A 21,431-nucleotide genomic window follows, 5' to 3' on the forward strand; every position below is an offset into this window, starting at 1 on the left:
CCCCTCGCAGACCCCGACCGTCGAGACGGCCACTTCTGCGCCCTCGCCAACGGCCTCGCCCCTGCCGTCGCTTGACCCGACGGCGCCCGCCGCGAACGAAAGCGCCGTCCCCTCGCCCATTCCGTCAGCCATGCCGGATACCGCAACTCAGCCCGCGAACGAGCCCCATTGGCCGGAGTGGTGGCTGGTAATTCCCGCGGCGCTCGTTGCGACCGGCATCGGTACCTTCGCACTGCTGCGTCGCCGTCGCGCACCTGCCACGGCCTGGGAGGAAGCCGGCCTGGAGCCGGAGGCCGAGCCCGAAGACGAAATCGCCGAGGAACCGGCTGCTCCAACCTCGGCCCCCACCTCCGTCACTGCGTCCTCAGCCGCCATCGCCGCGCTCGATCCGACCCCAGCCGTCACGCCCATTCCCCGCGTACAACCGCCAAGGCAGCCGGATCCACAATCCCGGCCGGTACCGCAGCCCGTCCCGCAACCGGCGCGGGAACCAGCGCCATCGCGCCCCGGCATCGTCGCGGTCCATTTCGAGCCAGTGAGCATGCGGCTCTCGCTCGTCTACGCAACACTGCAATATCGCATTGCGCTCACCGCCCCGGACGGCGAACGCTCGCAGCCGTGGCAGATGCGGGCTGACATGATTTCCGCCCACGCGTCCCTGTCGCAAGGCGAACAGCTTGTTCCCGATCCCGCGACGCTGCCCCTGCGCCACTCGCTGGAGACGCTCGCTGCGGGCGAAACGCGGGAATTCAAGGGCGAATTGCAGTTGCCGCTGAACGCCATCCGCGTGATGCGTCAGGGCCAGGCAAGCCTTTTCGTACCGCTCGTCCGCCTTTGTGTCATCGACGAAGAAGGGCATGTAGAGCGTCGCGTTTTCACGCTCGGAATTCCCGGCGACGGGCCTGCCCTTGCCCCGCTGCGGCTCGACACCGGCCCGCGCGACCATGCGATGATCGCCGCGCGCGAAGTGGAAGCGGCGCGCGACATGGGCCAGGTTCCCGAACCGCCGATCCGGCGGCTTGCCTGAACGAGAGGGCCGGATCGAACTTCGCTCGCGTCTTGCCTCTCGACCGCTGCACCGCGGCGCGTTAGGGCTGCACGCTCAAGAGCGGAGAGCACTTTGAGCGATTTGGACAATTTCGACGATCTCGCCCCCTTCACCAAGCTGGTAAGCGGAGGCCGTCGCAAGGAATGGACCGGCGCGGTCGTCAACCCGCCGGTCTGGCGCGCGAGCACCCATCTCCACGAAAGCACCGCCGCGCTTGCCCAGGCGCCAAGCCGCAACGAGGACGGCCGCTTCTTCTACGGCCGTCGCGGTGCCCCCACGCAATGGGCGCTGTGCGATGCCCTGACCAAGATCGAGCCCGGTGCCGAGGGAACCGTGATCTATCCTTCGGGCGTCGCCGCCATCGCCGGGGTCATGCTGACCCTGCTTCGTCCGGGCGACGTCGTGCTCATCACCGACAATGCCTATGACCCCACCCGCTCGATGGGCACCGGAATGCTTGCCGATTTCGGGATAGAGACGCGCTTCTACGATCCGCTCGACATTGCCGGCTACGAAGCCCTGTTCTGCGACCGTGCCCGCGCCGTGCTGATCGAGGCCCCGGGCAGCCTGTCGATGGAAGTCTGCGACGTCCCCCAGCTGGCGCGCATCGCGCGCGAGAAGGGCGCGGTCTCGGTGCTCGACAACACCTGGGCCAGCCCCCTCGGGTTCGCGGGGCTGGAAAAGGGCGTCGATGTTACCGTCATGGCGCTTACCAAGCATGTCGGCGGCCATTCCGACCTGATGATGGGCAGCGCCAGCGCGCGTGGAGAACTCTACGAGCAGCTGCGTAAACGTTCGCAGGATCTCGGCATCGTCGTTTCGCCAGACGACGCGGCGCTTGCGCTTCGGGGCCTGCGGACGCTTGGCGTTCGCCTGCGTCAGGAGGCCGAGTCCGCGCTCACGATCGCCCATTGGCTGGAGGCACGGCCAGAGGTGGCGCAAGTGCTCTGCCCGATGCTGCCGGGCTCGCCGGGACACGACCTTTGGGCGCGTGATTTCACCGGGGGCTGCGGCCTGTTCAGCTTCGTGTTCAAGGGCGGCACCATGGCCGACCGCAACCGCTTCATCGACGCGCTGAAGCTCTTCGCCATCGGCTATTCCTGGGGCGGTTTCGAAAGCCTCGTCGTGCCGATCGAACCGACGCGGCATCGCGACGTCATGCCCTGGCCGCCACAGAAGCGCGATGAAGAGGACCGCCACGGGGTCCGCCTCGCGGTCGGGCTTGAAGACGTGGACGATCTCATCGCCGACATCGAACAGGCCCTGGCCGCAATGAAGCGGGCGTAGAACTTCTGGAGAAAGGGCGTCTTCGCTTGATGGGAAGACGCCCCAGCGTGCAATGATCTAAAGGAGGGCGACGCGGCGGGGACGCGCGGTGGTCTCCAGAACGAGAACCTCGATCAGGGTGACGACATTGGCCGTCGGATAGCTGTCCGCCTCTCTCATCCACCAGGCCAGAATCTCGAAAATGCCGCTGGATACGAACGGTACCGCCAAATCCACCGGGAGCCATGGATTGGCCCGAGGGTGGCTTTCCGCGAATGCACGGGAAAGGCGCATGAATTCGTGCCGCATCGCATCCGCGGCGCCGCCGGTCAGCAGCGTGCGCCACAAGACGCGGTTCATCTCGACATATTCGCAAAGACCGTTGGCCGAAAACTTCAGATCGCTCTGCTCCATTGCCGAAAAGCCGAGCGACAGGAGGCGACGCACTTCCTCCGTCGCGATCCCGGCAAGCAGTTCGTCCTTGCCCGAAAACCGCCGATAGAACGTGGGATAGCTGAGGCCCGCCTCATCGCAGATTTCCTTTATGGAGATCTCGTCCAGAGAGCGGGTTTCCAGCAATGTCAGAACAGCCCCGCGCATCGCATCGAGCGAACGTCGGGCACGGGCATCGTCCGGCATTCGAGGCGTGGTCGTGCGAGGTCTGGCCAAGTTGCTTCCCGATCTATCCCCCATACCCTAGGACGAAGTTCGAACCGGATCAATCGAAGCGCCTCAATCGTCCCCTTCGCATCCATCCTCGTTCGCCATCCAATGCACAAATCGGTGGAGCGGATACATGGCATCGTGGGGGTTGCCGATTGCGCTGGGACCAGCCTCGCCAAGCCGGACGACGCGCTGCGCACCGCTGCTTGCCAGGCGATCCCGCAGCCCTTTCATGCGCGCGAAGGGCCAGATACCAACCGTCTGCGTTGCGACATTCACGTATTTCACCGCTTCTTCCAGAGACGATACGCAAACCACGTTCGAGGTCTTGCGCAAGGGATGGAAGTCCACGGGCTCGTCGGAGCGGATCGCCACGCCGCGACCGTCGCTGGCGCCGAACACCGCATAGTCCTCGTCCATCATGCGCAGGACGTCGATCTGTTCGCGCAAGTCCGGCTCAAGCGGTCGCGGGGTGCCTTCTTCCATGCGATCGATCCGGATTTCCCTAGCCAGGATTTCGCAATAGCGATCGGCCTCTTCGGGGCTCGCCTCGATAAAGGTGAAGCGACTGCAGACGCAGGCTTCCTGGTTTGCCATGGCGACGTCGGCGGCATTGCGGCGCGCCGCCTCTTCCATGGCCTCCGGCGCGGTGAACGCTTCTCGGCCGACCATAGAGATCGACGTCTTCGGATCGAACGAGACGAGTTGAAACCCCGGTCCGATATACTTCATGACGTTGTTTATCGCATCGCCGCCACCCCAGGCGACCAGCTTGTCGAAATACTGGGGCCGGAACAGCACGCGCTCTATGGCCTCGTCGCCACCACGCCAATAGACGGCCGACATCGAGCGAACCACGGGATGGTCGGGATCGACGTCCGCCATCGTTCGCAGGAACGCAACGGTGGAGAAAGGATCGGCCGAGGCCATCTTGAACACGTTCACCGCCTTGACCAAAGCGCCCTGCGCGATCGATCGGATGCCCTGCGCCGGCGCATTGCCCGGCAGCACATGAACCAGCCGGGGCGCATAGGCGCGGATGAAGCTGCGGCGTCCCTGGTGATCCGTATGGGGCACCCACTCGTCCAGCGCGCGCGGATCGGGGAAGTTCTGCTCGACCACTTCCCGCAGCGATCGCGGTTCCAGATATTCGGCCGCGTTCTTCATGATATAGTCGATGGCGGCGCGGGGCTGAAGGCTGACTTTCGCCATGCGTTCGATACAGGCGTCCACATAGGGATTGCCGGGATCGACCAGTCGCTGTCCCGTTTCGGCCAGAAAATCGATGATCTCGGCGGTGGGCGTGTCGAGGAGCGGCGGCAGCTCGGTGCGGGGCCGGACGAGATCGTCCATATTCAGTTCGGGCGTAGCGAATGAAACGCCAAGATCGCGCGAGCGGTGGATGACGTCGAAGCCTTCGACCAGCCTGCCGCGAATGAAGAAAGGGGCGGCATCGGGCTGAAGGTTCGAGGCTTCAGCCAGTCCTGCGTGCATGTCCATGGTCGGGCTCCCTTCAGTTCAGGCCGCGAACATAGGCGTCGACCGTGCCGGCACAGCCGATCTTGTCGTCGCCCTTGATGTCGGCGTAACGCGAAATCGTATCCGCAATCGACGGAGACGCATGACCGCAAGCACAGGCTCCGAAGTCGACTTCGATCCTGTCCCCGGAAATCACGCCGCCCCAGCGCCCTTCCATAGAAAGGTCGAAGAATGCGGCGCGGGCTTCGATCTGGCCTTGATCGGCGTGCAGAAGGGCATCGCCTTCCTCGTTGAGCGGCAGGCAGACCAGCCAAGGCGGTATGTGATAGCGACCGTGGCTGCACTGCGGCATGTTCGACTGGATTTCCTGCATCCCATAGGAAAGGAACGTGCGCTCCGGCGAAATGTTGAAAGTCTCGTAGACAAACGACCGATAGTCATCCGGCAATTGCGCGCGCTTCAGCCCGCCGCTGCAGAACAGGGCATTGCGAGGGTTGAAATCCTTGGCCGAGTAGCCCCTGTCCCGCACCGCCTTGGCAACCTGATAGTGTCCGGCCCACATGCCCATCAGGAACAATTCGTCTTCGCGCGCTTCGATGATCGCATCCGTCACGGCAACGACGGCATCCGTCATCGCCTGCTGCCGCTCGGCCGCAGTGGCTTCGAAAGCCGCGATCTCGCTGGGCGTGGCGATGCCATCGGCGATACGCTTGCGCATGACGATGGCGCCGGTGATGGACCCCACGGTCATCGGCGGTGCCGGCGAGATAAAGGGCATCACATCCGTACGGGCGAACGCCTGGAACAGCCCGGCACCCAGCGCGATGTTCTTAGGGACCGCCGCGACCGCACCAGTGCTAAAGAACCGCCGCGATTGGTTGTCCTCGACATCCGCACCCCACGTCACGGCGTTGACCAGATCCCGGCTACCATGCGCAATGTCGGCTGCGGAAGAAATCAACATCGCCGACTTGCCGGTCGTGCCGCTGGAACAGGAAACATAATGCCCGGCGTCCTGAAGGCGGACGATCCATTCGTCGATCCCGGCGATCTCCCGCAGATCGGTATCGTCGGTCGGGTGGCTGGATACCGTGGAGAGCCAGCGGGTAAGCTTGTCCCACTTCTCTTCCATGAGGAAGCTTTCCGGATAGGACTTGTACGCGGTATGAGGCAGCAGCAACGAGACCGCATCCTCGCGGCTATCGATGCAAGACAGTCCCGCGTCCTTCGCCCGCATGGCCACGACCTTGATGCGCTCGCCCTGTTCCCGAAGGCGTTCATCCATGGCCACCACCTGTGCTTCGCGAATTTCCGCAAAAGGCAGGTCGAAGCCTTTTCCACCCGGCAGATAGCTCAACAATTTGTCCGCCTCGACGCCCATCATCGCCTCTCCTCTTCCGCTTGCCGCCAGCCAAGACCGCGACCATTTGTGTTATTTATAATTACACATAGGCACCTCAATCTGCATGCGCAAGCGTATCGCCGAAGCGATATCCGATCAGGTCTTCCGACATTTCCCAAGCTCTCAGACGCAGCGAAGCATCGTGAACCGATGCGGCGAAGGCGCATTCTCCGGGTGGCCCCTTCATTTCCAGAAAGCCCTTCGGCCCGAACAGGCGACCGCCAACGACGTCCGATGCCATCGCGGCATGGGCGATCGGCAGGGCTCCATTCGCGGGCGTCTGCCCCAGGAGCGGCGCGACGATTTTCGTGAAGAACAGGCTGCGTGGGGTTCTGCGTTTTTCACTACCTTGGAAAAGGTTGGTCGAAGCGAAACCGGGATGGGCGGCGAGACTAATGATGCCCCATCCCTGGGCTGCGCTTCGCTGTTGCAGTTCCACGGCGAACATCGCCTGCAACAGTTTGGAGGCGCAATAGGCCGGCCCCGCCCGGTAGCTTGCCGGATTCTTGATGGCATCGAGATCGAGCCCGCCGTAGCGATGCGCGAGGCTGGTCACGCTCACTACGCGCGAACCCGCCCCCAGAAGCGGAAGCAGGCTCGCGGTAAGCGCGAAATGTCCGAGATAATTGACACCGAACTGAAGTTCATGGCCCTGCGCCGTCGTCTGGCGAGCGGGCGGCATCATGACGCCGGCATTGTTTACAAGGACGTCGATCGCTTCCCCGCGCTTCCGCATCCTCGCCGCGAAGGTGCCGACCGAGATGAGGTTTGCTAGATCGAGTTCCTCGAATCGAACGGCAGCGTCAGGGTCTTGCGATCCGATCGTTCGGACGGCCGCTTGCCCCATGGATCGGTTTCGCCCCGCCAGAACGATGCGGTAGCCAGACCGCGCCAGGACTTTGGCGGTTTCGAGACCCAATCCCGAGGTGCCGGTGATGACCGCAAGCCGGCTGGCTTCTGATGTGGAACGCTCCTCACTCATCTTTGCCTCTCCCAATGCAAGGCCCGATTTCAAGTCACATATGTTACTTAAAATAACATATTTGACTTATGGCCGCAATTTGGGTCTGCGCCAGGCGCGCCATCGCAGTGATAGTGGGAGATTGGGATCGTCCTGCGGATTTGGCGAAACGCCGGGTCGCCTGATCAACGCTCGCTTGGTGGTTTGCTACCGCGCCCCTGATCTTGCCGGGGTGGCCGGATTGACGAGCCTCCCTTTTCTAAAAGGAGGCTCGCGCCGTTCTACTTTCCTTTGATTTTCTGCAAGTCGGCGTCGATCTTGGCGAGAACCTCGTCCGTGACGCTGTCCGAGGAATAGGACTGGATCTGCTTGAGCGTCATGCCCCGCGCCATTTCGATCTGCGGATTGCTGACCAGGTCCGGCAGATGCTTGACGAGGACCGCCTTGGTCGAAGGATTGTCGAGCAGGTCGCCGATGCTGGTGGTGGACGTGCTATAGGCAGCCGCCGTTGCCGCTTCTGCGCCGGCAGGTGCCGCCACGACCTGGGGTGACAGACAAATCGCGGAAAGGCAGGCGCCTACCGCCATGAACTGACGAAGCATCGATTGGTCCTCTCTTTTCGGCGCCGGCAATTCTTGCGTATGATCCTGCACCGATCGCCGCACGCCAATCGAGTCGCCTAAACAGCGACACGATATCGCATAAATGTCATGGCGATCCGATCGTCAAGATGGAAAGCCCTTGGGAAAAAGCGATATCCAACCTATCCGACTTCGCCGCGCTGGTCACTTTTAGCCCAGGGAGAGGCATAGTGATGCGCGACGGCGACCACGGACACTTCCATGCACCATTGCCAGATCGATGGCTTCCGGCATGCTGTCTCGCGGCGCAATCCGGCTCCGGAAGCGGGGCACTGCTCCTGCACCACCTGCATGTCGTCGTTGATGGTCAAATGGGTCACAGGACAATCCTTTCCATCAACGACGCGGCCAGCGTCAGCATCACCACGCCGACGATCGCATCGAGCACCTTCCACGCGGCCGGTCGCACGAAAAGCGGTGCCAGGAAGCGAGCGCCATAGCCGAGCGCCGCGAACCAGATGATGCTTGCGGACGCAGCACCAGCCACGAACACGGGTCGCAACGCCGGTGCCTGCGCCGATCCGGCCGCACCCATCAGCAGGACGGTGTCCAGGTAGACATGGGGATTGAGGAACGTGAACGCGGCGGTGGCGGCGAGCGCTCCGCCCAGCGTAATTCCTCCCTGCGCGGTTACCGTCATGGCCTCCGGCTCCATCATCCGCCGAAACGCCTTCAGTCCATACCAGGCAAGAAAGGCCGCCCCGCCGATGGTGAGCGCTTGGGTCAGTTGCGGCACTCGCTCCAGAACCGCGCCTACGCCGCCGACGCCGAGCGCGATAAGCATGGCGTCGGCGCAGCCGCAGAACAGGACGATCGGACCGACATGTTCGCGTTTCAGGCCTTGCCGCAGGACGAAGAGGTTCTGGGCACCGATTGCCATGATCAAAGCTGCCGACATCGCGAAACCGGAAAGGAAGGGGGACAGGATGCTGTTCATGAGCCGCGCCTTGCCTTGCAAGCGGCCGTTAGGAAAACTTGTTCTTCTAACCTTGGTGAAGTATCCCTAATTCATGCTGGATTATCCTGCCTTGGCCGCCGTGGCCGCCGTCGTCAGAGAAGGCAGTTTCGAGCGCGCGGCCGAACGCCTGGGGGTTACACCTTCTGCCATATCCCAGCGTATCCGCGCCTTGGAAGAAAAGCTTGGCAGCATCGTGATCGTCCGAGGGCAGCCGAGCGTCCCGACCAATCTGGGCCGAAAGCTCTGTGCCCATGTCGATCAGGTCCAGCTTCTGGAAGCCGATCTGGCCCCCGCGCTGTCGTTCACCGCCAGCCAGCCCGCAGCGGTCACGCTCAAGGTGGCGGTCAATTCCGACAGTATCGCCACCTGGTTTCCCAAAGCGGCGGCGGAGTTCTCCAAGGCCACGGGCTATCTGCTGGAATTCATCATCGAGGATGAAGCGCTTACGGCGGATCGACTGCGTTCTGGGGAAGTCATCGCGGCGGTGTCTGCAGACCCGGGCGCGGTACAGGGGTGCAGGACCATCGAACTGGGGAGCCTGCCCTATCTGGCCGGTTGCAGTCCGGAGTTTGCCCACCGCTACTTTCCGAACGGCGTTACCGAGGACGCCTTGCGGCGCGCACCATGCCTTCGTTACGAGCGACGGGACGGCTTGCAGGCCCGCTGGGCAAGGGAAACCCACGGAATCGAGCTGGATGCCCCGATGCACTGGGTGCCATCGACTTCCGGGTTCCTGAACTTCGCCCTCACCGGCATGGCCTGGGGAATGCACCCGGCCATGATGGCGATGCCCTGGATAGCGAAGGGGCAACTCGTCGAACTGACGCCCGCCACGCCGCTCATGGTAAAGCTCTACTGGACAGTGACGCGGCTCCACGTTTCCGCGCTGCGCACTTTCACGGACGCGGTGCGCAAAGTGGCGCGCGAAAGCCTCATCGCTCCGGAATGATTGCCGGGGCCATCGCGCGCAGAGGTCGCCGCGTCAGAAATAGTAGCCGAAGATCATCATGAAGGCCGCCTTCCACTTGTTGTCGCCGCCCTGTGCCGCGCCGGAAATGAACTGGCCCGCCCCGACATAAGGATCGTTGCGGCCGAGGAGAAACTCGGAGTAGACCTTGATCTTTCCCTTGTCCTTGGAGGTCCACACCGCACCCAGATCGAAGCGCTCGCTGTCCTTGAACCCGGCGGCGTTCTTCATGAAGCGGCCGTAGTTGGCATAGACGAGCAGGTCGAACGGCAGCTTCCCGGTGTCGATCGTCCGGCCGATCTCCCCGAACGCGTAAGTGCCCTTGGCCGCGATGTTGTAGCTGGCATCGAAGCCGCCCACCGTGATCATGTCGTTGCGGCCTGGGTCCGTGCCGGGGTTGCGCGGGTCGATGTCCTGCCGCGCGACCAGCGCCTTGGCGTTCCAGGGGCCATGGCTGCCGGTCAGGCTGAAGGCAAAAAGATGCTTGCTGCCTTCCTTGCGCGTGTCGAAGTTGTAGATGCTCGACACCCAGGCCGATGCCGTCGCCTTCAGCGTGGTGTTCGGCTGGTTGACCAGTGCGTACTGGACGTTGCCGATCACCATCTTGCGTTCGTCGTTCTGCGTGCCGTTGGGAACGTAGCTGTCGGCCCTGGCGATGTTCGTGGAGTAGCGGGCGGCATCGCGGCTGATGCCCATCACGGCAGGTCCGCTGCCGGGGAACAGGCCCAGCTCCACCCGCAGGTCCGAGGTCTGGCGCTTGTACTTGATGCCCAGGTTGTAGACTTCCTCCATGCCGTAGACGAAGCCAAGGTCGTCGAGGATCGACGAGCCCCAGTACCGGTCGTCGAACGGCACCGGCTGGACGCCGACGGTGACGCTGTCCTCCTTGCTCAGCTTCGCACCGGCATAGGCGTACATCAGGAACTGGACTTCGCCGGGATAGCCCTCGTAGCCGCCGTTTTTGCCGTAGATGAAGCTGGCGCCGTAGAAACGGTACTGGGCCGCGCCGAAGAACTTCGGGGAATCGTAGTCTGCGGTCAGCGCCAGCGTGTCGAAGGACAGGTGGTTGGAGGTCCGGCGCTGGCCGGCGCTGCCGACATCGTTGAAGCGCAGATCGAAGCGCCCGCGCAGGGCCGCACCGATCTTCAGCTTGGATTTGGTTTGGGTTTCGGGGGCCTGGGTTTCGGGGGTTTCGGTTTCCGGCTGCGGAGCCTCTACCGGCAGCACCGAAGGCGCCGGTTCGGCAGCAGGCGCCGCGCAGGTCGTGGCTTCGGCAGGGCAAGCGGGGATCGTCGCCGGCGCAGATGCAGCCAGGATGACGGGAGCGATGACGGGGAGCATGACTCTTCCTTGGCGGCAAGGCGGCCGCAACGAGGATGACGGGAATGTCGAATATGCGTTTTAGGCGGCGCCTCGGCGTTCCGGGCTCACTTGCCCGGTTTTATTGGCCGTTCGCCTTCGATCGAGAGGCCATAGCCGGCCAGCGCCACCGGGGTGCGGTGCGTGTTGGTCAGCAGCACCATCTTCTCGATCCCGAGATCGGTCAGGATCATCGCGCCCACGCCGTAGTCGCGCAGTTCGTCCATGTCGCTGGGCGAAAGCGTGCCGGCCTGCGCCTTCAGCGCCATCGTGAAGCGATCGTTGCGCGCGCGATTGATGGCGATGACGACGCCGGTTCCTTCTTCCGCGATGGTCTGCATCGCGCTTTCGAGCACACCCGACCCGCCGCTCTCTCCGGCAAAGATATCGGTGAGCGTGGAAATGACATGCATCCGCACGAGCGTCGGTTTGGCGGGATCGATCTTGCCCTTCACGAGGGCGATCTGCTCGGTATCGGTGGCGCGGTTGCGATAGGTGATGGCCTGCCACTCGCCGCCCCAGCGGCTGTGGAAGCTGGCCTGCGCTGTTCGCTCGACCAGATTGTCGTGGCGGCGCCGGTAGGCGATGAGATCGCGGATCGTGCCGACTTTCAGGCCGTGGAACTGCGAGAAGGCGATCAGGTCTTTCAGGCGCGCCATGGTGCCGTCCTCGTTCATGATCTCGCAGATCACGCCCGAAGGATTGAGCCCGGCCAGCCGCGCGACGTCTACCGCCGCCTCGGTATGCCCTGCACGAACCAGCACCCCGCCCTCGCGCGCGATCAGCGGGAAGACGTGACCGGGCGTGACGATTTCCTCGCTGCCCTTACTGCCGTCGATGGCGACGGCGATGGTCCGCGCACGGTCCGCTGCGGAAATGCCGGTGGTGACGCCCACGCGTGCCTCGATCGAGGTGGTGAAGGCCGTGCCGTACTGCGTCCCGTTGCGCTGGCTCATCAGGCCGATGCCCAATTGGCCGACCCCCGCCTCGGTCATGGCCAGGCAGATCAGGCCCTTGCCGTAGCGCGCCATGAAGTTGATCTTCTCCGGCGTCGCCATCTGCGCGGGGATGACGAGGTCGCCCTCGTTCTCGCGGTCCTCGTCGTCGACGAGGATGAACATGCGGCCGTTGCGGGCTTCGTCGATGATCTCTTCCGCACTCGAGAGGAAGCTCTTGATATCGTGCTCGGGGGCTATCGTTGCCATGGCGCTCTCCCAGGGATGCGTTTTCATTCGGCCGGCAGGGGATCGGCACGTTCGGCGTTGCGACCGGCGCCGAGGGCGAGGTAGACCGCCGTCGTCACGATCGGGGCGATCAGCCAGCCCACGTCGACGCCGCCAATCGCCGCAGCGAGGGGACCGGTGTAGAAGCTGCTGGCAAGGAAGGGCAGCTGGACCGCGATGCCGGCGAGATAGGCCACCGAGGCCTTCAGGTCGATCCGGCCGTAGATGCCGCCATCGGCCCGGAAGAACGAGTCAATGTCATAGCGGCCCTTACGGATGAAGTAGAAGTCCACGATGTTGATCGTCGCCCAGGGCGCGAGGACCACCATGAGCCCAATGACGAAGCCGATGAAGCGGGGAACGAAGTCGTCCGCCGAAGTCGTGGCGATGACCAGGCATACCGCCAGCACCAGCGAGGAGAGCACGACCCGCGCCTTGCGGCCCGGCTGCCACGACGCGAGGAAGGTCTGCGCCATGGTGATCAGCGACAGCACCGCGCCGTAGATGTTGAGCGCATTGTGGCTGATGATGTTGAAAACGAAGAGCGCCATCAACACCGGCGCCAGTGCGCCGGTCGCGCCGCTGACGATCGCCATCGGATCGGCGTCCGCCGGTGCTCCGGCCACGGCCACCGCGCCGAGGATGAACGAGGCGCCCGCACCCAGCGCCGCGCCGGCGAAGCTGGCCAGGAACGGCGCGCGGATGCCGACGCTGGGCGGCAGGTAGCGCGAGTAGTCGGAAGTGTAGCAGGCGTAGGAAATGTGCCAGACCGCCGCCAGCGAGAACATCGCCAGCCAGCCGATCATCGAGCCCTGCCCCTGCGTCCACAGCTCGGACGGCATCAGCGCCACCAGGTTGGCGAAGGCGAAGATCAGGCCCGCGCCCATGAACCACATGCCCACGCGGTTGAGCAGATGGATCACGTTGTAGCCCAGGATGCCGATCCCGGCAGCAGCCAGCGCGCAGAGCACGGCGCCTACCGGCAGGCCGATCGCGGGCTGGAGCGCATGGACCGACTTCGCGGCCAGGACGATGTTGGAGATGAAGAACCCGACGTAGAGCAGCGTAGCGAAGGTCACGACCAGCAGCGCGCCGTAGCGGCCGAACTGCCCCCGGCTCTGGATCATCTGCGCCAGCCCCATCTGCGGGCCCTGCGCGGAGCAGGCGCCCAGCACCAGGGCGCCGACGAGATGGCCCAGGATGATCGCGGAAATGCCCCAGGTCAGCGGCAGGTGATAGACCTGCACGGCCATGGCGCCCGTCACCACCGGCAGTGGGGCGATGTTCGTCGTGAACCAGAGCGTGAAGAGATCGCGCACCTTGCCGTGGCGCTCGGCCAGCGGCACGAAGCCTATGCTGTTTTCCTCGATCACGCCAGCCGAGGTATCGCCCGCTCTACCCATGTTTCAGTTATCCTCTTGCACCATCGTTTTTGTGGTATACCATCGGACGGTATTCTTGCTTCAGGTGAGTCGCAAGAGAAATTTTAAGCCTCCCTTGAGCGAGGCAGGGAAAAGGATGGACGATGAAGTTCTCGATCTTTCTGCACATGGAGCGCTACGACGACTCCGTTTCGCACCCCAAGCTGTTCCAGGAATTGCTGGAATTGTGCGACATGGCCGAAGCCGGCGGCATGGACAAAGTCTGGATCGGCGAACATCATGCGATGGAATACACCATCTCGCCGAACCCGATTCCGCTTCTGGCAGCCGTCGCAGGCCGCACCAGCCGCATCCGTCTGGGCGCCGGCACCTTCATCGCTCCGTTCTGGCACCCGATCCGCATGGCCGGTGAAGCCGCGCTGCTGGACGTGATCAGCAACGGTCGCGCCGAAGTGGGCCTGGCGCGCGGCGCCTACCAGTTCGAATTCGACCGCATGCTCAATGGCGTCTCCGCGACCGACGGTGGCCGCTATCTGCGCGAGATGGTGCCGCTGCTCCAGCCCCTTTGGGAAGGCGATGTCGAGCATGACGGCGAAATCTGGAAGTTCCCCGCTTCCACCAGCGTGCCCAAGCCGGTCCAGGCCCGCCCGCCGCTGTGGATCGCCGCGCGCGACCCGGATTCGCACAAGTTCGCCGTCGCCAACGGCTGCAACGTGATGGCTACCCCACTGGCCAAGGGCGATGCCGAAGTGGCCGACCTGATGAACAAGTTCGAAGACGCCATCGCCGCCGCGCCGCACATCACCGAACGCCCTAAGATCATGATCCTGCAACACGCTCACGTCCACAAGGGCGACGACGACTGGCAGGCGGCAGCCGAGGGCGTCTCGTACTTCTTCCGCTCGTTCGGCGCCTGGTTCGTCAACAAGGTGCCGCCGATCAACGGTTTCCAGACCGCCGTGCCGCCGGTCAATCCGGAAAAGTTCCCCGAATATGTGCCCGAGACGATCCGCAAGAACGTCATGATCGGCAAGCCGGACGAATTGATCGAACGTCTCAAGGGCTACGAGGCGCTGGGCGTCGACGAATACAGCATCTGGGTCGACAACAGCCTGTCGTTCGAGGAAAAGCGCGAATCCCTGCGCCTCTTCATCGACGAAGTGCTGCCGGCCTTCGCCTGATCCATGCCGAAGGCCTACTGGATCGCGCGGGTCAACGTCACCGACCCGCAAGCCTATGCCGGCTACATGGCCCTCGGTCCCGCCGCCCTCATCGGGGGCGGCGGGACACTGCTTTCGCGCGGTGGCCGCTCGGTGGCGCTCGAAGGGCCAGAGCCTTTCGAGCGCACCGTGGTGATCGAATTCCCCAGCATTGAAGCCGCCCTCGCCTGCCATGCCTCGCCCGCCTACACTGCCGCACGCGAGCAACGGGCGGGTGCCGCTGAAGTGGAAATCGTGATCGTGGAAGGATTGGACCAATGACCGAAAAACCGCGCGGCGAAAAGTTCGAAGCCGGTCTCGCCACCCGCCGTGAAGTGCTGGGCGATGCCTATGTCGACAAGGCGCTGGACGGCGCGGACGACTTCAATTGGGCGATGCAGGAACTGACGACGAAGTACTGCTGGGACGAAATCTGGAACCGACCCGGCCTCGACCGTCGCAGCCGTTCGATCCTCAACCTGGGCATGATCGCGGCGCTCAACCGCAGCCACGAATTCAAGGCGCACATTCGCGGTGCCCTGAACAACGGCCTGACGCGCGAAGAGATCCGCGAGGTGCTGCTGCAGATCGCGGTTTACGTGGGCATCCCGGCCGGCGTGGACAGCTTCCGCCTGGCGCGAGAGGTCTTTGCGGAAATCGACGCGCAGGGCTGATGTGTAAAGAAGATAGCGTCGTCCCGGACTTGATCCGGGACCGGTGTGGGTCTTTAGGCGCACGCTCGCGGCTGGGCACCCTGACGAGGGGGAGCGCCTAAAGACGGCCAGCGGTCCCGGATCAAGTCCGGGACGACGTCACATTCAGGGCGTCGTGTTCAGACGAAAAAAAAAGCGCCGGCATCTGCGTAGATGCCGGCGCTTCCCTTGTGCGACCCAAGGGGATTCCTGTCGAAGCGGATCAGAGCCCGCCCATCATCACGTACTTCAGTTCCAGATAGTCGGTAATGCCGTGACGCGATCCTTCACGGCCCATGCCCGAGGCCTTGATGCCGCCGAACGGCGCCACCTCGGTGGAGATCGCCGCCTCGTTCAATCCGACCATGCCATATTCCAGCGCCCCGGCGACGCGCATGGCGCGGCCGATGTCGCGGGTATAGGCATAGGCGGCGAGGCCGAATTCGGTATCGTTGGCCAGGCGGATCGCGTCTTCCTCGGTCTCGAAGCGGATGACGGCGGCGAGCGGGCCGAAGGTCTCCTCCGAAGCCACCAGCGCGTCGCGGGGAACGTCGGCGATCAGCGTCGGCGGGAAGAACAGACCTTCCTGCCGCGCGCCGCCTGCCAGCAGACGCCCGCCGCGCGCGACGGCATCGGCTACGTGCTGCTCCACCTTCTCGACCGCGCGTTCGTTGATCAGCGGCCCGATCGTCACGCCCGCTTCGGTGCCGCGCCCGACGACGAGGCCTTCGACCCGCTGCCGCAGCCGCTCTACGAAGGCGTCATGAATGCCGTCCTGCACCAGGAAGCGGTTCACGCAGACGCAGGTCTGCCCGGCGTTGCGGTACTTGCCCAGAAGCGCGCCCTCGACCGCCGCGTCGATATCGGCGTCGTCGAAGACGAGGAACGGCGCATTTCCACCCAGTTCCAGCGAAAGGCGCTTCAGCGTCGGCGCCGATTGCTCGTAGAGCTTGCGCCCCACCCCGGTCGAGCCGGTGAAGGACAGCTTGCGCACGACATCGCTGCTCATGAAGGCCCCGCCGATCGCGGCGGCTTCTCCGGTGATGACGCTGAGCAGTCCGGCGGGCAGGCCCGCTTCTTCCGCCAACGCCGCCAGGGCAAGCGCGGTCAGCGGCGTTTCCGGCGCCGGCTTGACCACGATGGCACAGCCGGCCGCCAGAGCCGGAGCCACCTTGCGCGTTACCATGGCCGCCGGGAAATTCCACGGCGTGATCGCGGCGACGACGCCGACCGGCTCGCTCCAGACGAGAATGCGCTGGTTGGAACGCGGCGCGGGGATGACCTCGCCCTCGATCCGGCGCGCCTCTTCCGCGAACCAGCGCACGAAGCTGGCGGCATAGAGCACTTCGCCGAGTGCTTCGGCCAGCGGCTTGCCCTGTTCGGCGGTCAGGATCGCCGCGACAGCGTCCTGGTGTTCGAGCATGAGGGCATGCCAGCGCAGCAGCAGGTCGGCACGCTCACCCGCCGGACGGGTGCGCCATTCGGCCTGGGCCTTTGCCGCCGCATCGATCGCGGCGCGGGTTTCCGCAGCGCCGAGGTGAGGCACATCGGCAATGACCTCGCCCGTGGCCGGATCGGTAACAGGCGCCGTATTGCGCCCCTCGGTCCAGACCCCGCCGACGAACGCCCTGTCGCGGAAAGGATGAAGATCCCGGATCGTCATGCGCCGGCCGCCTCCGTTTCAGGATGGGCATGATTGCTCATCTGCCCACGGTGATAGAGCAGCACGCCGCTTTCGCAGCGATCGATGCGCAGCACTTCGCCCACGAGGATGGCATGGTCGCCGCCTTCGTATTCGCGCCAGAGGCTGCATTCCAGCACGCAACTCGCGCCCGCCAGCAGCGGATTGCCAAGATCGCTGAGCGTCCATTCCAGCGCCGCCACCTTGTCCGTACCCTTGGAGGCGAAGGCCATGGCGAGCGCCTGCTGTTCCGCCGCAAGGATATGGATCGCAAACCGCTTCCCACGCACGAGATGCGGGTAGGTGGCGGAAGTCAGTGCCGGGCATACCAGCACCAGCGGCGGGTCCAGCGAAAGCGAGGAGAAGGCGCTGGCGGTGAAGCCCACCAGCCCGCCCTGTTCATCGAGGGCGGTCACCACGGTCACGCCCGAGGGGAATTCGGCCATCGCTTTGCGGAATTCGGCCGGATCGATCACGCTTGTCGTCATCTTGCTATCTCCTCTCACCGCATCACGAAGGGGTCGCCCATCGGCTGTTCCGACAGGTTGACCCAGACGGTCTTCAGTTCGGTGTAGTCGAGCACGGCATGGATGCCGCCCTCGCGCCCGTAACCGCTGGCGCCGAAACCGCCGATCGGCGCCATGGCGGAGACCGCGCGGTAGGTATTCACCCAGACGATGCCGGCATGGATGTCGCGGGCGAAGCGATGGGCGCGGCCGATGTCCCGCGTCCAGATCCCCGCCGCCAGCGCATATTCGGTGCCGTTCGCCAGAGCGAGCGCCTCGGCGTCGTCCGAAAAGCGCATGATCGCGGCCACCGGACCGAACACTTCGTTCTGCACCACGTCGAGTTGGTCGGAGTCGCAGGCGAGCAGCGTCGGTTCGTAATACCAACCCTCGCTGGCCGCATAGCGCCGGCCACCGGCGAGCACGGCGGCACCTTCCTCACGGGCGCGGGCCACCATGCTTTCCACGATGCTTAGCTGCTGCTCGGTCGCCATCGGGCCCATGTCCGAGTTGGGATCGAGCGGATCACCGATGCGGATGCGGCCCATGCGCTCGGTCAGCGCGGCCACGAAACGGTCGTAGATGCCGTCCTGCACCAACAGGCGCGAACCGGCGACGCAGCTCTGGCCCGAAGCGGCATAGATACCCGCAACGGCGCCGTTCACCGCGCTTTCGAGATCGGCATCGTCGAAAACGATATTGGCCGACTTGCCGCCCAGTTCCAGCGAGAGCTTGGCAAAGTTCTCGGCGCTGGCCTTGATGACGTGGCGTGCGGTGGACGGACCGCCGGTGAAGGCGATGCGGCGCACCAGCGGGTGCCTGGTCAGTGCTGCACCGGCGCTGGGGCCAAGGCCGGTCACGACATTGACGACGCCTGCGGGGAAGCCTGCTTCCTCGACCAGCGCGGCAAAGCGCAGGATGCTGGCCGAAGCATGTTCGGACGGCTTGATGACCAGCGTGTTCCCCGCCGCCAGCGCCGGGGCCAGCTTGATCGCGGTGAGGTAAAGCGGGCTGTTCCAGGGGATGATCGCGGCAACGACGCCCAACGGCTCCGGCACGGTGAAAGCGAACATGTCCGCCTTGTCGATGGGGAGCGTGCTGCCTTCCAGCTTGTCGGCCAGCCCGGCGCTGTAGTGAAAGAATTCGGGAAGATAGGCCAGTTGTCCGCGCGTCTCGCGGATCAGCTTGCCGTTGTCCTGCGTTTCCAGTTCGGCAAGTTCACCGGCATGTTCGGCGATCAGGTCGCCCAAACGGCGCAGCAGCTTGCCGCGCGCGGAGGCGGTGAGACCGCGCCACGCCGGGCTGCGGAAGGCTACATCGGCAGCACGCACGGCGCGGTCCGCATCGGCCTCGTCGGCATCGGGCAAGATCGACCAGACCTGGCCGGTGGCCGGATAGCTCGATTCATAAGTCCGCCCGGATGCGGCGTCGATCCACGCGCCGTCCACCAGCATCTGGAATTTACGTAAGGTCATGAAGCCTCTCCGGCAGTTATGGGCTGCTGTGTTATCGTCGAGAGATAGCCCAGCAGCAGGGCATTGGTCTCTTCCGGCATCTCCACCGGCATCATGTGGCGCGCACCGGCAATCACCGAGGCCTTCGCGCCGGGAATGCGCGCGACCAGTTCAAGCGTCATATCCGGCGTCGATCCGACATCGAACTCCCCGGTGGCCACCAGCGTGGGCACGGCAATCTCGCCAAGGCGGTCGGCCCCGAAGTTGTCCTGGCTGGCGAAAAGACCATAGGACGTCAGATAGCCGTGATGGTCGTTTCCGGCCATATGGGCGCGCAGCTCGGCAATGTAGTCGGGCTGGGCCGCCCGGAATTCGGGTGTGAACCAGCGCTCGATCGCCGCGTCGGAATTGGCGGAGGGACCGGCCCGGCGCACTTCGTCCACCCGGCCCAGGATCGTGGCGCGCACGGTCTCGGACCTGTCGAAGACGCCGTTGAGCAGGATCAGGCCCGAGAGGCGCCCCGGATAGCGAAGGGCGAACGCCCGCGCCACCAGCGCGCCCATCGAAAAGCCGATCAAGACCGCCTTGTCGATGGCCAGGTGGTCCATCAGTTCGGCCACCTGGTCGGCATAGTCGTCCAGCCCGGCAGCGGCGGCCGGTCGCGGACTTCCGCCATGGCCCAGCATGTCGAGAGTAATGACGCGGTAGGCGTGCCGAAGCGCGATCTTCTGCGCTTCCCACATCGCCTGCGACAGCCCGACGCCATGGATAAGAATCACGGGCGGATTATCTCCACCCGTGTCCTCATAGGCGGTCGGGAAAGGGTTCGCGCCCACCGTCAGCCCTGCTGCGCGGCCTTTTCCGCGGCAATGGCTTCCAGGTCGAGGTAGCGATTGCCGATACGCGGGTGCACGCGGCCGCCATCTGCGGCGCCGAGCACGATGACGATCTCGTCATCCAGCGGCGCGTCGGAAATGGCGAATTCGGCGGTGATGTAGTGCGAGCGCTGGCCTTCGTCGTCCTTGTGCATCATCGGCACCTGGATCGAGGTGTTCTGGCCGCCGCGCTTGTTGGTGAAGCTGAGGTAGGACTTGGCCTCCACCGCCTCGCGGAAATGGTTGCCGAAGCGCAGCGTATGGATCAGCGCCGAGGCGTGCTCGATCTCGCCCGCGCCGCCGACCACGGCCGCCTTGCCATAGGCCTCGATCCGGCCCGCGCCGCCGATCGTCGTCGTCAGCTTCTCGACGATGAGCGCGCCGAGGTCCGAGGCATAAGCGCGGATTTCAGGCTGGAGATCCTCCACGAAACCGCGACCGGCCCAGGGGTTCTTCACGACGGCGGCCACGAGAACGGTCGTCACGGGACGTTCGGCATCCTTGCCGCCTTCGATGCGAACTTCCTCGACATAAGACACAAGCTTGCGAATCTTCAGAGCCATCGGGGCAACCTCCTTGGAATGTTGTATGGTGGTATACCAGAAGACTGGACACATGCAACGCTTCTTGTCATGAGGGGATCGAGAGCAATGAAGCTCTTGTGGAGGATGAGTTTTGGAACGGATCGAAGCGCGGCCGCAAACCTTGAGGCTTATCGCGCTGGATCGTGTCCGGGACGCGATCATGCAGGGGCAGATTGCGCCGGGGGAGCGCCTTGTCGAACGCACTCTGGGTGATCGGCTCGGCGTGAGTCGCTCGGTGATCCGCGAAGTCATTCGCAACCTGGAATCCGAAGGACTGGTGGAAAGCACTCCTTCTGGTCCCCGGCTCTCCACGATCTCGCCCGAACAGGCGCAACAGATCTACGACATCCGCATGCAGCTTGAATCCTCAGCGGCAGCGGCCTGCGCCGAGCGTTCCTCCGCCGAAACCATCGCCAGCCTGCGCGAGGCGCTGGGGGCGATCGAAGTGGCGCATAGCGACAAGAATGCTATCGCCGCGCTCAAGGCATCGACGCATTTCTACGAGGTCATCTTCACCACCGGCGGGCACGAGATCGCCTGGGAAATCGTCCAGCGCCTCAACAGCCGCATCAGCCAGATGCGCGCCATGACCCTGTCCGTAGTCGGCCGCCAGGCCGCGGGGCTCAAGCGCCTGTCCAAGATCGTCGATGCGATCGCCAGCCGCAATGCGGACGCTGCGGCCAAAGCCTGCCGCGAGCATGTGCAGGAGGCTTCGGTGATCGCGGTCGAGATGCTGAAGCGCAAGTAAGGCAAATAACGTCGTCCCGGACTTGATCCGGGACCGCTGGCAGTTCTTTAGGCGCTCCCCTGCGAGCAAGGGGCGGCTCGGCCAGCGGTCCCGGATCAAGTCCGGGACGACGGTTCGCTATACCTTCACCGCTTCGCTATCCTCCCTCGCCTCGCCATCCCCGATCCAAAAGAGCGCCCCTTCGCGCCAGATCGATGGCATACCATCCTATAATAAGACTGCACTTTTCGTCCAAGACAGGACTTTCATGCAGTTTCCCCCTTTCGCCGGGCAAGCCTCGGCGCTCCCCTTCCCCCCATAGGCCCTCGCCCAACCCGACTCACTTCCACCTCTTCTACCCCTC

At 64.3% G+C, this 21,431-nt stretch carries 22 protein-coding genes; 7 read left to right on the forward strand and 15 right to left on the reverse strand.

Annotated elements, in window-relative coordinates; translation table 11 throughout:
• Nucleotides 1-130: 130 nt before the first annotated feature.
• Nucleotides 131-1,027, forward strand: a complete 897-nt coding sequence (locus ACI3K3_RS23040; RefSeq protein ID WP_404918018.1) for a hypothetical protein — start codon at nucleotides 131-133, stop codon at nucleotides 1,025-1,027.
• A gap of 93 nt (nucleotides 1,028-1,120) precedes the next feature.
• A complete protein-coding gene (gene metC / locus ACI3K3_RS23045; protein ID WP_404918020.1) occupies nucleotides 1,121-2,335 on the forward strand; it encodes a cystathionine beta-lyase in 1,215 nt (404 codons plus the stop codon).
• Nucleotides 2,336-2,392: 57 nt separating this feature from the next.
• On the opposite strand, the gene ACI3K3_RS23050 is transcribed toward metC, so the two are convergent.
• The 7 genes from ACI3K3_RS23050 to ACI3K3_RS23080 all read right to left on the reverse strand — a co-directional run bounded on the left by ACI3K3_RS23050 (nucleotide 2,393) and on the right by ACI3K3_RS23080 (nucleotide 8,418).
• Nucleotides 2,393-2,983, reverse strand: coding sequence for a TetR/AcrR family transcriptional regulator (locus ACI3K3_RS23050; RefSeq protein WP_404918022.1), 591 nt, complete (start codon nucleotides 2,981-2,983; stop codon nucleotides 2,393-2,395).
• A 63-nt stretch (nucleotides 2,984-3,046) separates the two neighbouring features.
• Nucleotides 3,047-4,477 (reverse strand): acyl-CoA reductase, encoded by a 1,431-nt coding sequence (locus tag ACI3K3_RS23055; protein ID WP_404918024.1) that lies wholly within the window; start codon nucleotides 4,475-4,477, stop codon nucleotides 3,047-3,049.
• A gap of 13 nt (nucleotides 4,478-4,490) precedes the next feature.
• Entirely contained in the window at nucleotides 4,491-5,840 is a 1,350-nt protein-coding gene (locus tag ACI3K3_RS23060; RefSeq protein ID WP_404918026.1) for a hypothetical protein, read from the reverse strand.
• Between the two features lie 73 nt (nucleotides 5,841-5,913).
• A complete protein-coding gene (locus ACI3K3_RS23065; RefSeq protein ID WP_404918028.1) occupies nucleotides 5,914-6,840 on the reverse strand; it encodes an SDR family NAD(P)-dependent oxidoreductase in 927 nt (308 codons plus the stop codon).
• Nucleotides 6,841-7,100: 260 nt separating this feature from the next.
• The gene (locus tag ACI3K3_RS23070) at nucleotides 7,101-7,421 is read right to left on the reverse strand and encodes a hypothetical protein (RefSeq protein ID WP_404918030.1); all 321 of its coding nucleotides are present in this window, start codon (nucleotides 7,419-7,421) and stop codon (nucleotides 7,101-7,103) included.
• A gap of 161 nt (nucleotides 7,422-7,582) precedes the next feature.
• Nucleotides 7,583-7,780 (reverse strand): hypothetical protein, encoded by a 198-nt coding sequence (locus tag ACI3K3_RS23075; protein ID WP_404918032.1) that lies wholly within the window; start codon nucleotides 7,778-7,780, stop codon nucleotides 7,583-7,585.
• Nucleotides 7,777-8,418 (reverse strand): LysE/ArgO family amino acid transporter, encoded by a 642-nt coding sequence (locus ACI3K3_RS23080; protein ID WP_404918034.1) that lies wholly within the window; start codon nucleotides 8,416-8,418, stop codon nucleotides 7,777-7,779. The genes ACI3K3_RS23075 and ACI3K3_RS23080 overlap by 4 nt, the downstream gene beginning before the upstream one ends.
• A gap of 52 nt (nucleotides 8,419-8,470) precedes the next feature.
• Between ACI3K3_RS23080 and ACI3K3_RS23085 the strand changes: the two genes are divergently transcribed.
• A complete protein-coding gene (locus ACI3K3_RS23085; protein ID WP_404918036.1) occupies nucleotides 8,471-9,367 on the forward strand; it encodes a LysR family transcriptional regulator ArgP in 897 nt (298 codons plus the stop codon).
• 33 nt (nucleotides 9,368-9,400) lie between these two features.
• Here ACI3K3_RS23085 and ACI3K3_RS23090 read toward each other — a convergent pair whose 3' ends face one another.
• The 3 genes from ACI3K3_RS23090 to ACI3K3_RS23100 form a co-directional block, all read right to left on the reverse strand.
• On the reverse strand, nucleotides 9,401-10,726 hold the full coding sequence (locus ACI3K3_RS23090; protein ID WP_404918038.1) for a hypothetical protein: 1,326 nt from the start codon (nucleotides 10,724-10,726) through the stop codon (nucleotides 9,401-9,403).
• Nucleotides 10,727-10,812: 86 nt separating this feature from the next.
• Nucleotides 10,813-11,949, reverse strand: a complete 1,137-nt coding sequence (gene ribB / locus ACI3K3_RS23095) for a 3,4-dihydroxy-2-butanone-4-phosphate synthase (protein ID WP_404918040.1) — start codon at nucleotides 11,947-11,949, stop codon at nucleotides 10,813-10,815.
• A gap of 23 nt (nucleotides 11,950-11,972) precedes the next feature.
• Nucleotides 11,973-13,370 carry a purine-cytosine permease family protein gene (locus ACI3K3_RS23100; protein WP_404918042.1) on the reverse strand — a complete coding sequence of 466 codons (1,398 nt, stop codon included), beginning with the start codon at nucleotides 13,368-13,370 and terminating at the stop codon, nucleotides 11,973-11,975.
• A 122-nt stretch (nucleotides 13,371-13,492) separates the two neighbouring features.
• On the opposite strand from ACI3K3_RS23100, the gene ACI3K3_RS23105 reads away from it, so the two are divergent.
• From ACI3K3_RS23105 to ACI3K3_RS23115, 3 genes are read left to right on the forward strand one after another with little or no spacing between them, the layout of a single operon-like run.
• Nucleotides 13,493-14,530, forward strand: coding sequence for an LLM class flavin-dependent oxidoreductase (locus ACI3K3_RS23105; protein WP_404918044.1), 1,038 nt, complete (start codon nucleotides 13,493-13,495; stop codon nucleotides 14,528-14,530).
• 3 nt (nucleotides 14,531-14,533) lie between these two features.
• Nucleotides 14,534-14,830: a DUF1330 domain-containing protein gene (locus ACI3K3_RS23110; protein ID WP_404918046.1), complete on the forward strand. Its 297-nt coding sequence runs from the start codon at nucleotides 14,534-14,536 to the stop codon at nucleotides 14,828-14,830.
• On the forward strand, nucleotides 14,827-15,222 hold the full coding sequence (locus tag ACI3K3_RS23115; protein ID WP_404918048.1) for a carboxymuconolactone decarboxylase family protein: 396 nt from the start codon (nucleotides 14,827-14,829) through the stop codon (nucleotides 15,220-15,222). The genes ACI3K3_RS23110 and ACI3K3_RS23115 overlap by 4 nt, the downstream gene beginning before the upstream one ends.
• A 241-nt stretch (nucleotides 15,223-15,463) precedes the next feature.
• Here ACI3K3_RS23115 and ACI3K3_RS23120 read toward each other — a convergent pair whose 3' ends face one another.
• The 5 genes from ACI3K3_RS23120 to ACI3K3_RS23140 are packed head-to-tail and all read right to left on the reverse strand — an operon-like array spanning nucleotide 15,464 to nucleotide 20,319.
• On the reverse strand, nucleotides 15,464-16,903 hold the full coding sequence (locus ACI3K3_RS23120) for an NAD-dependent succinate-semialdehyde dehydrogenase (protein WP_404918050.1): 1,440 nt from the start codon (nucleotides 16,901-16,903) through the stop codon (nucleotides 15,464-15,466).
• The gene (locus tag ACI3K3_RS23125; protein ID WP_404918052.1) at nucleotides 16,900-17,409 is read right to left on the reverse strand and encodes a flavin reductase family protein; all 510 of its coding nucleotides are present in this window, start codon (nucleotides 17,407-17,409) and stop codon (nucleotides 16,900-16,902) included. Before ACI3K3_RS23125 ends, ACI3K3_RS23120 begins: the two co-directional genes overlap by 4 nt.
• Nucleotides 17,410-17,423: 14 nt before the next feature.
• Nucleotides 17,424-18,902: an aldehyde dehydrogenase gene (locus tag ACI3K3_RS23130; protein WP_404918054.1), complete on the reverse strand. Its 1,479-nt coding sequence runs from the start codon at nucleotides 18,900-18,902 to the stop codon at nucleotides 17,424-17,426.
• Entirely contained in the window at nucleotides 18,899-19,660 is a 762-nt protein-coding gene (locus ACI3K3_RS23135) for an alpha/beta fold hydrolase (protein ID WP_404918056.1), read from the reverse strand. The genes ACI3K3_RS23130 and ACI3K3_RS23135 overlap by 4 nt, the downstream gene beginning before the upstream one ends.
• Nucleotides 19,661-19,719: 59 nt before the next feature.
• Complete coding sequence (locus ACI3K3_RS23140; protein ID WP_404918058.1) at nucleotides 19,720-20,319, reverse strand: amino acid synthesis family protein; 600 nt, start codon at nucleotides 20,317-20,319, stop codon at nucleotides 19,720-19,722.
• A gap of 142 nt (nucleotides 20,320-20,461) precedes the next feature.
• On the opposite strand from ACI3K3_RS23140, the gene ACI3K3_RS23145 reads away from it, so the two are divergent.
• Nucleotides 20,462-21,088, forward strand: a complete 627-nt coding sequence (locus ACI3K3_RS23145) for a GntR family transcriptional regulator (RefSeq protein ID WP_404918060.1) — start codon at nucleotides 20,462-20,464, stop codon at nucleotides 21,086-21,088.
• The last annotated feature ends 343 nt before the right edge of the window (nucleotides 21,089-21,431 follow it).

Source organism: Novosphingobium sp. ZW T3_23, from assembly GCF_044987305.1.
In the GTDB taxonomy this organism is placed as follows: domain Bacteria; phylum Pseudomonadota; class Alphaproteobacteria; order Sphingomonadales; family Sphingomonadaceae; genus Novosphingobium.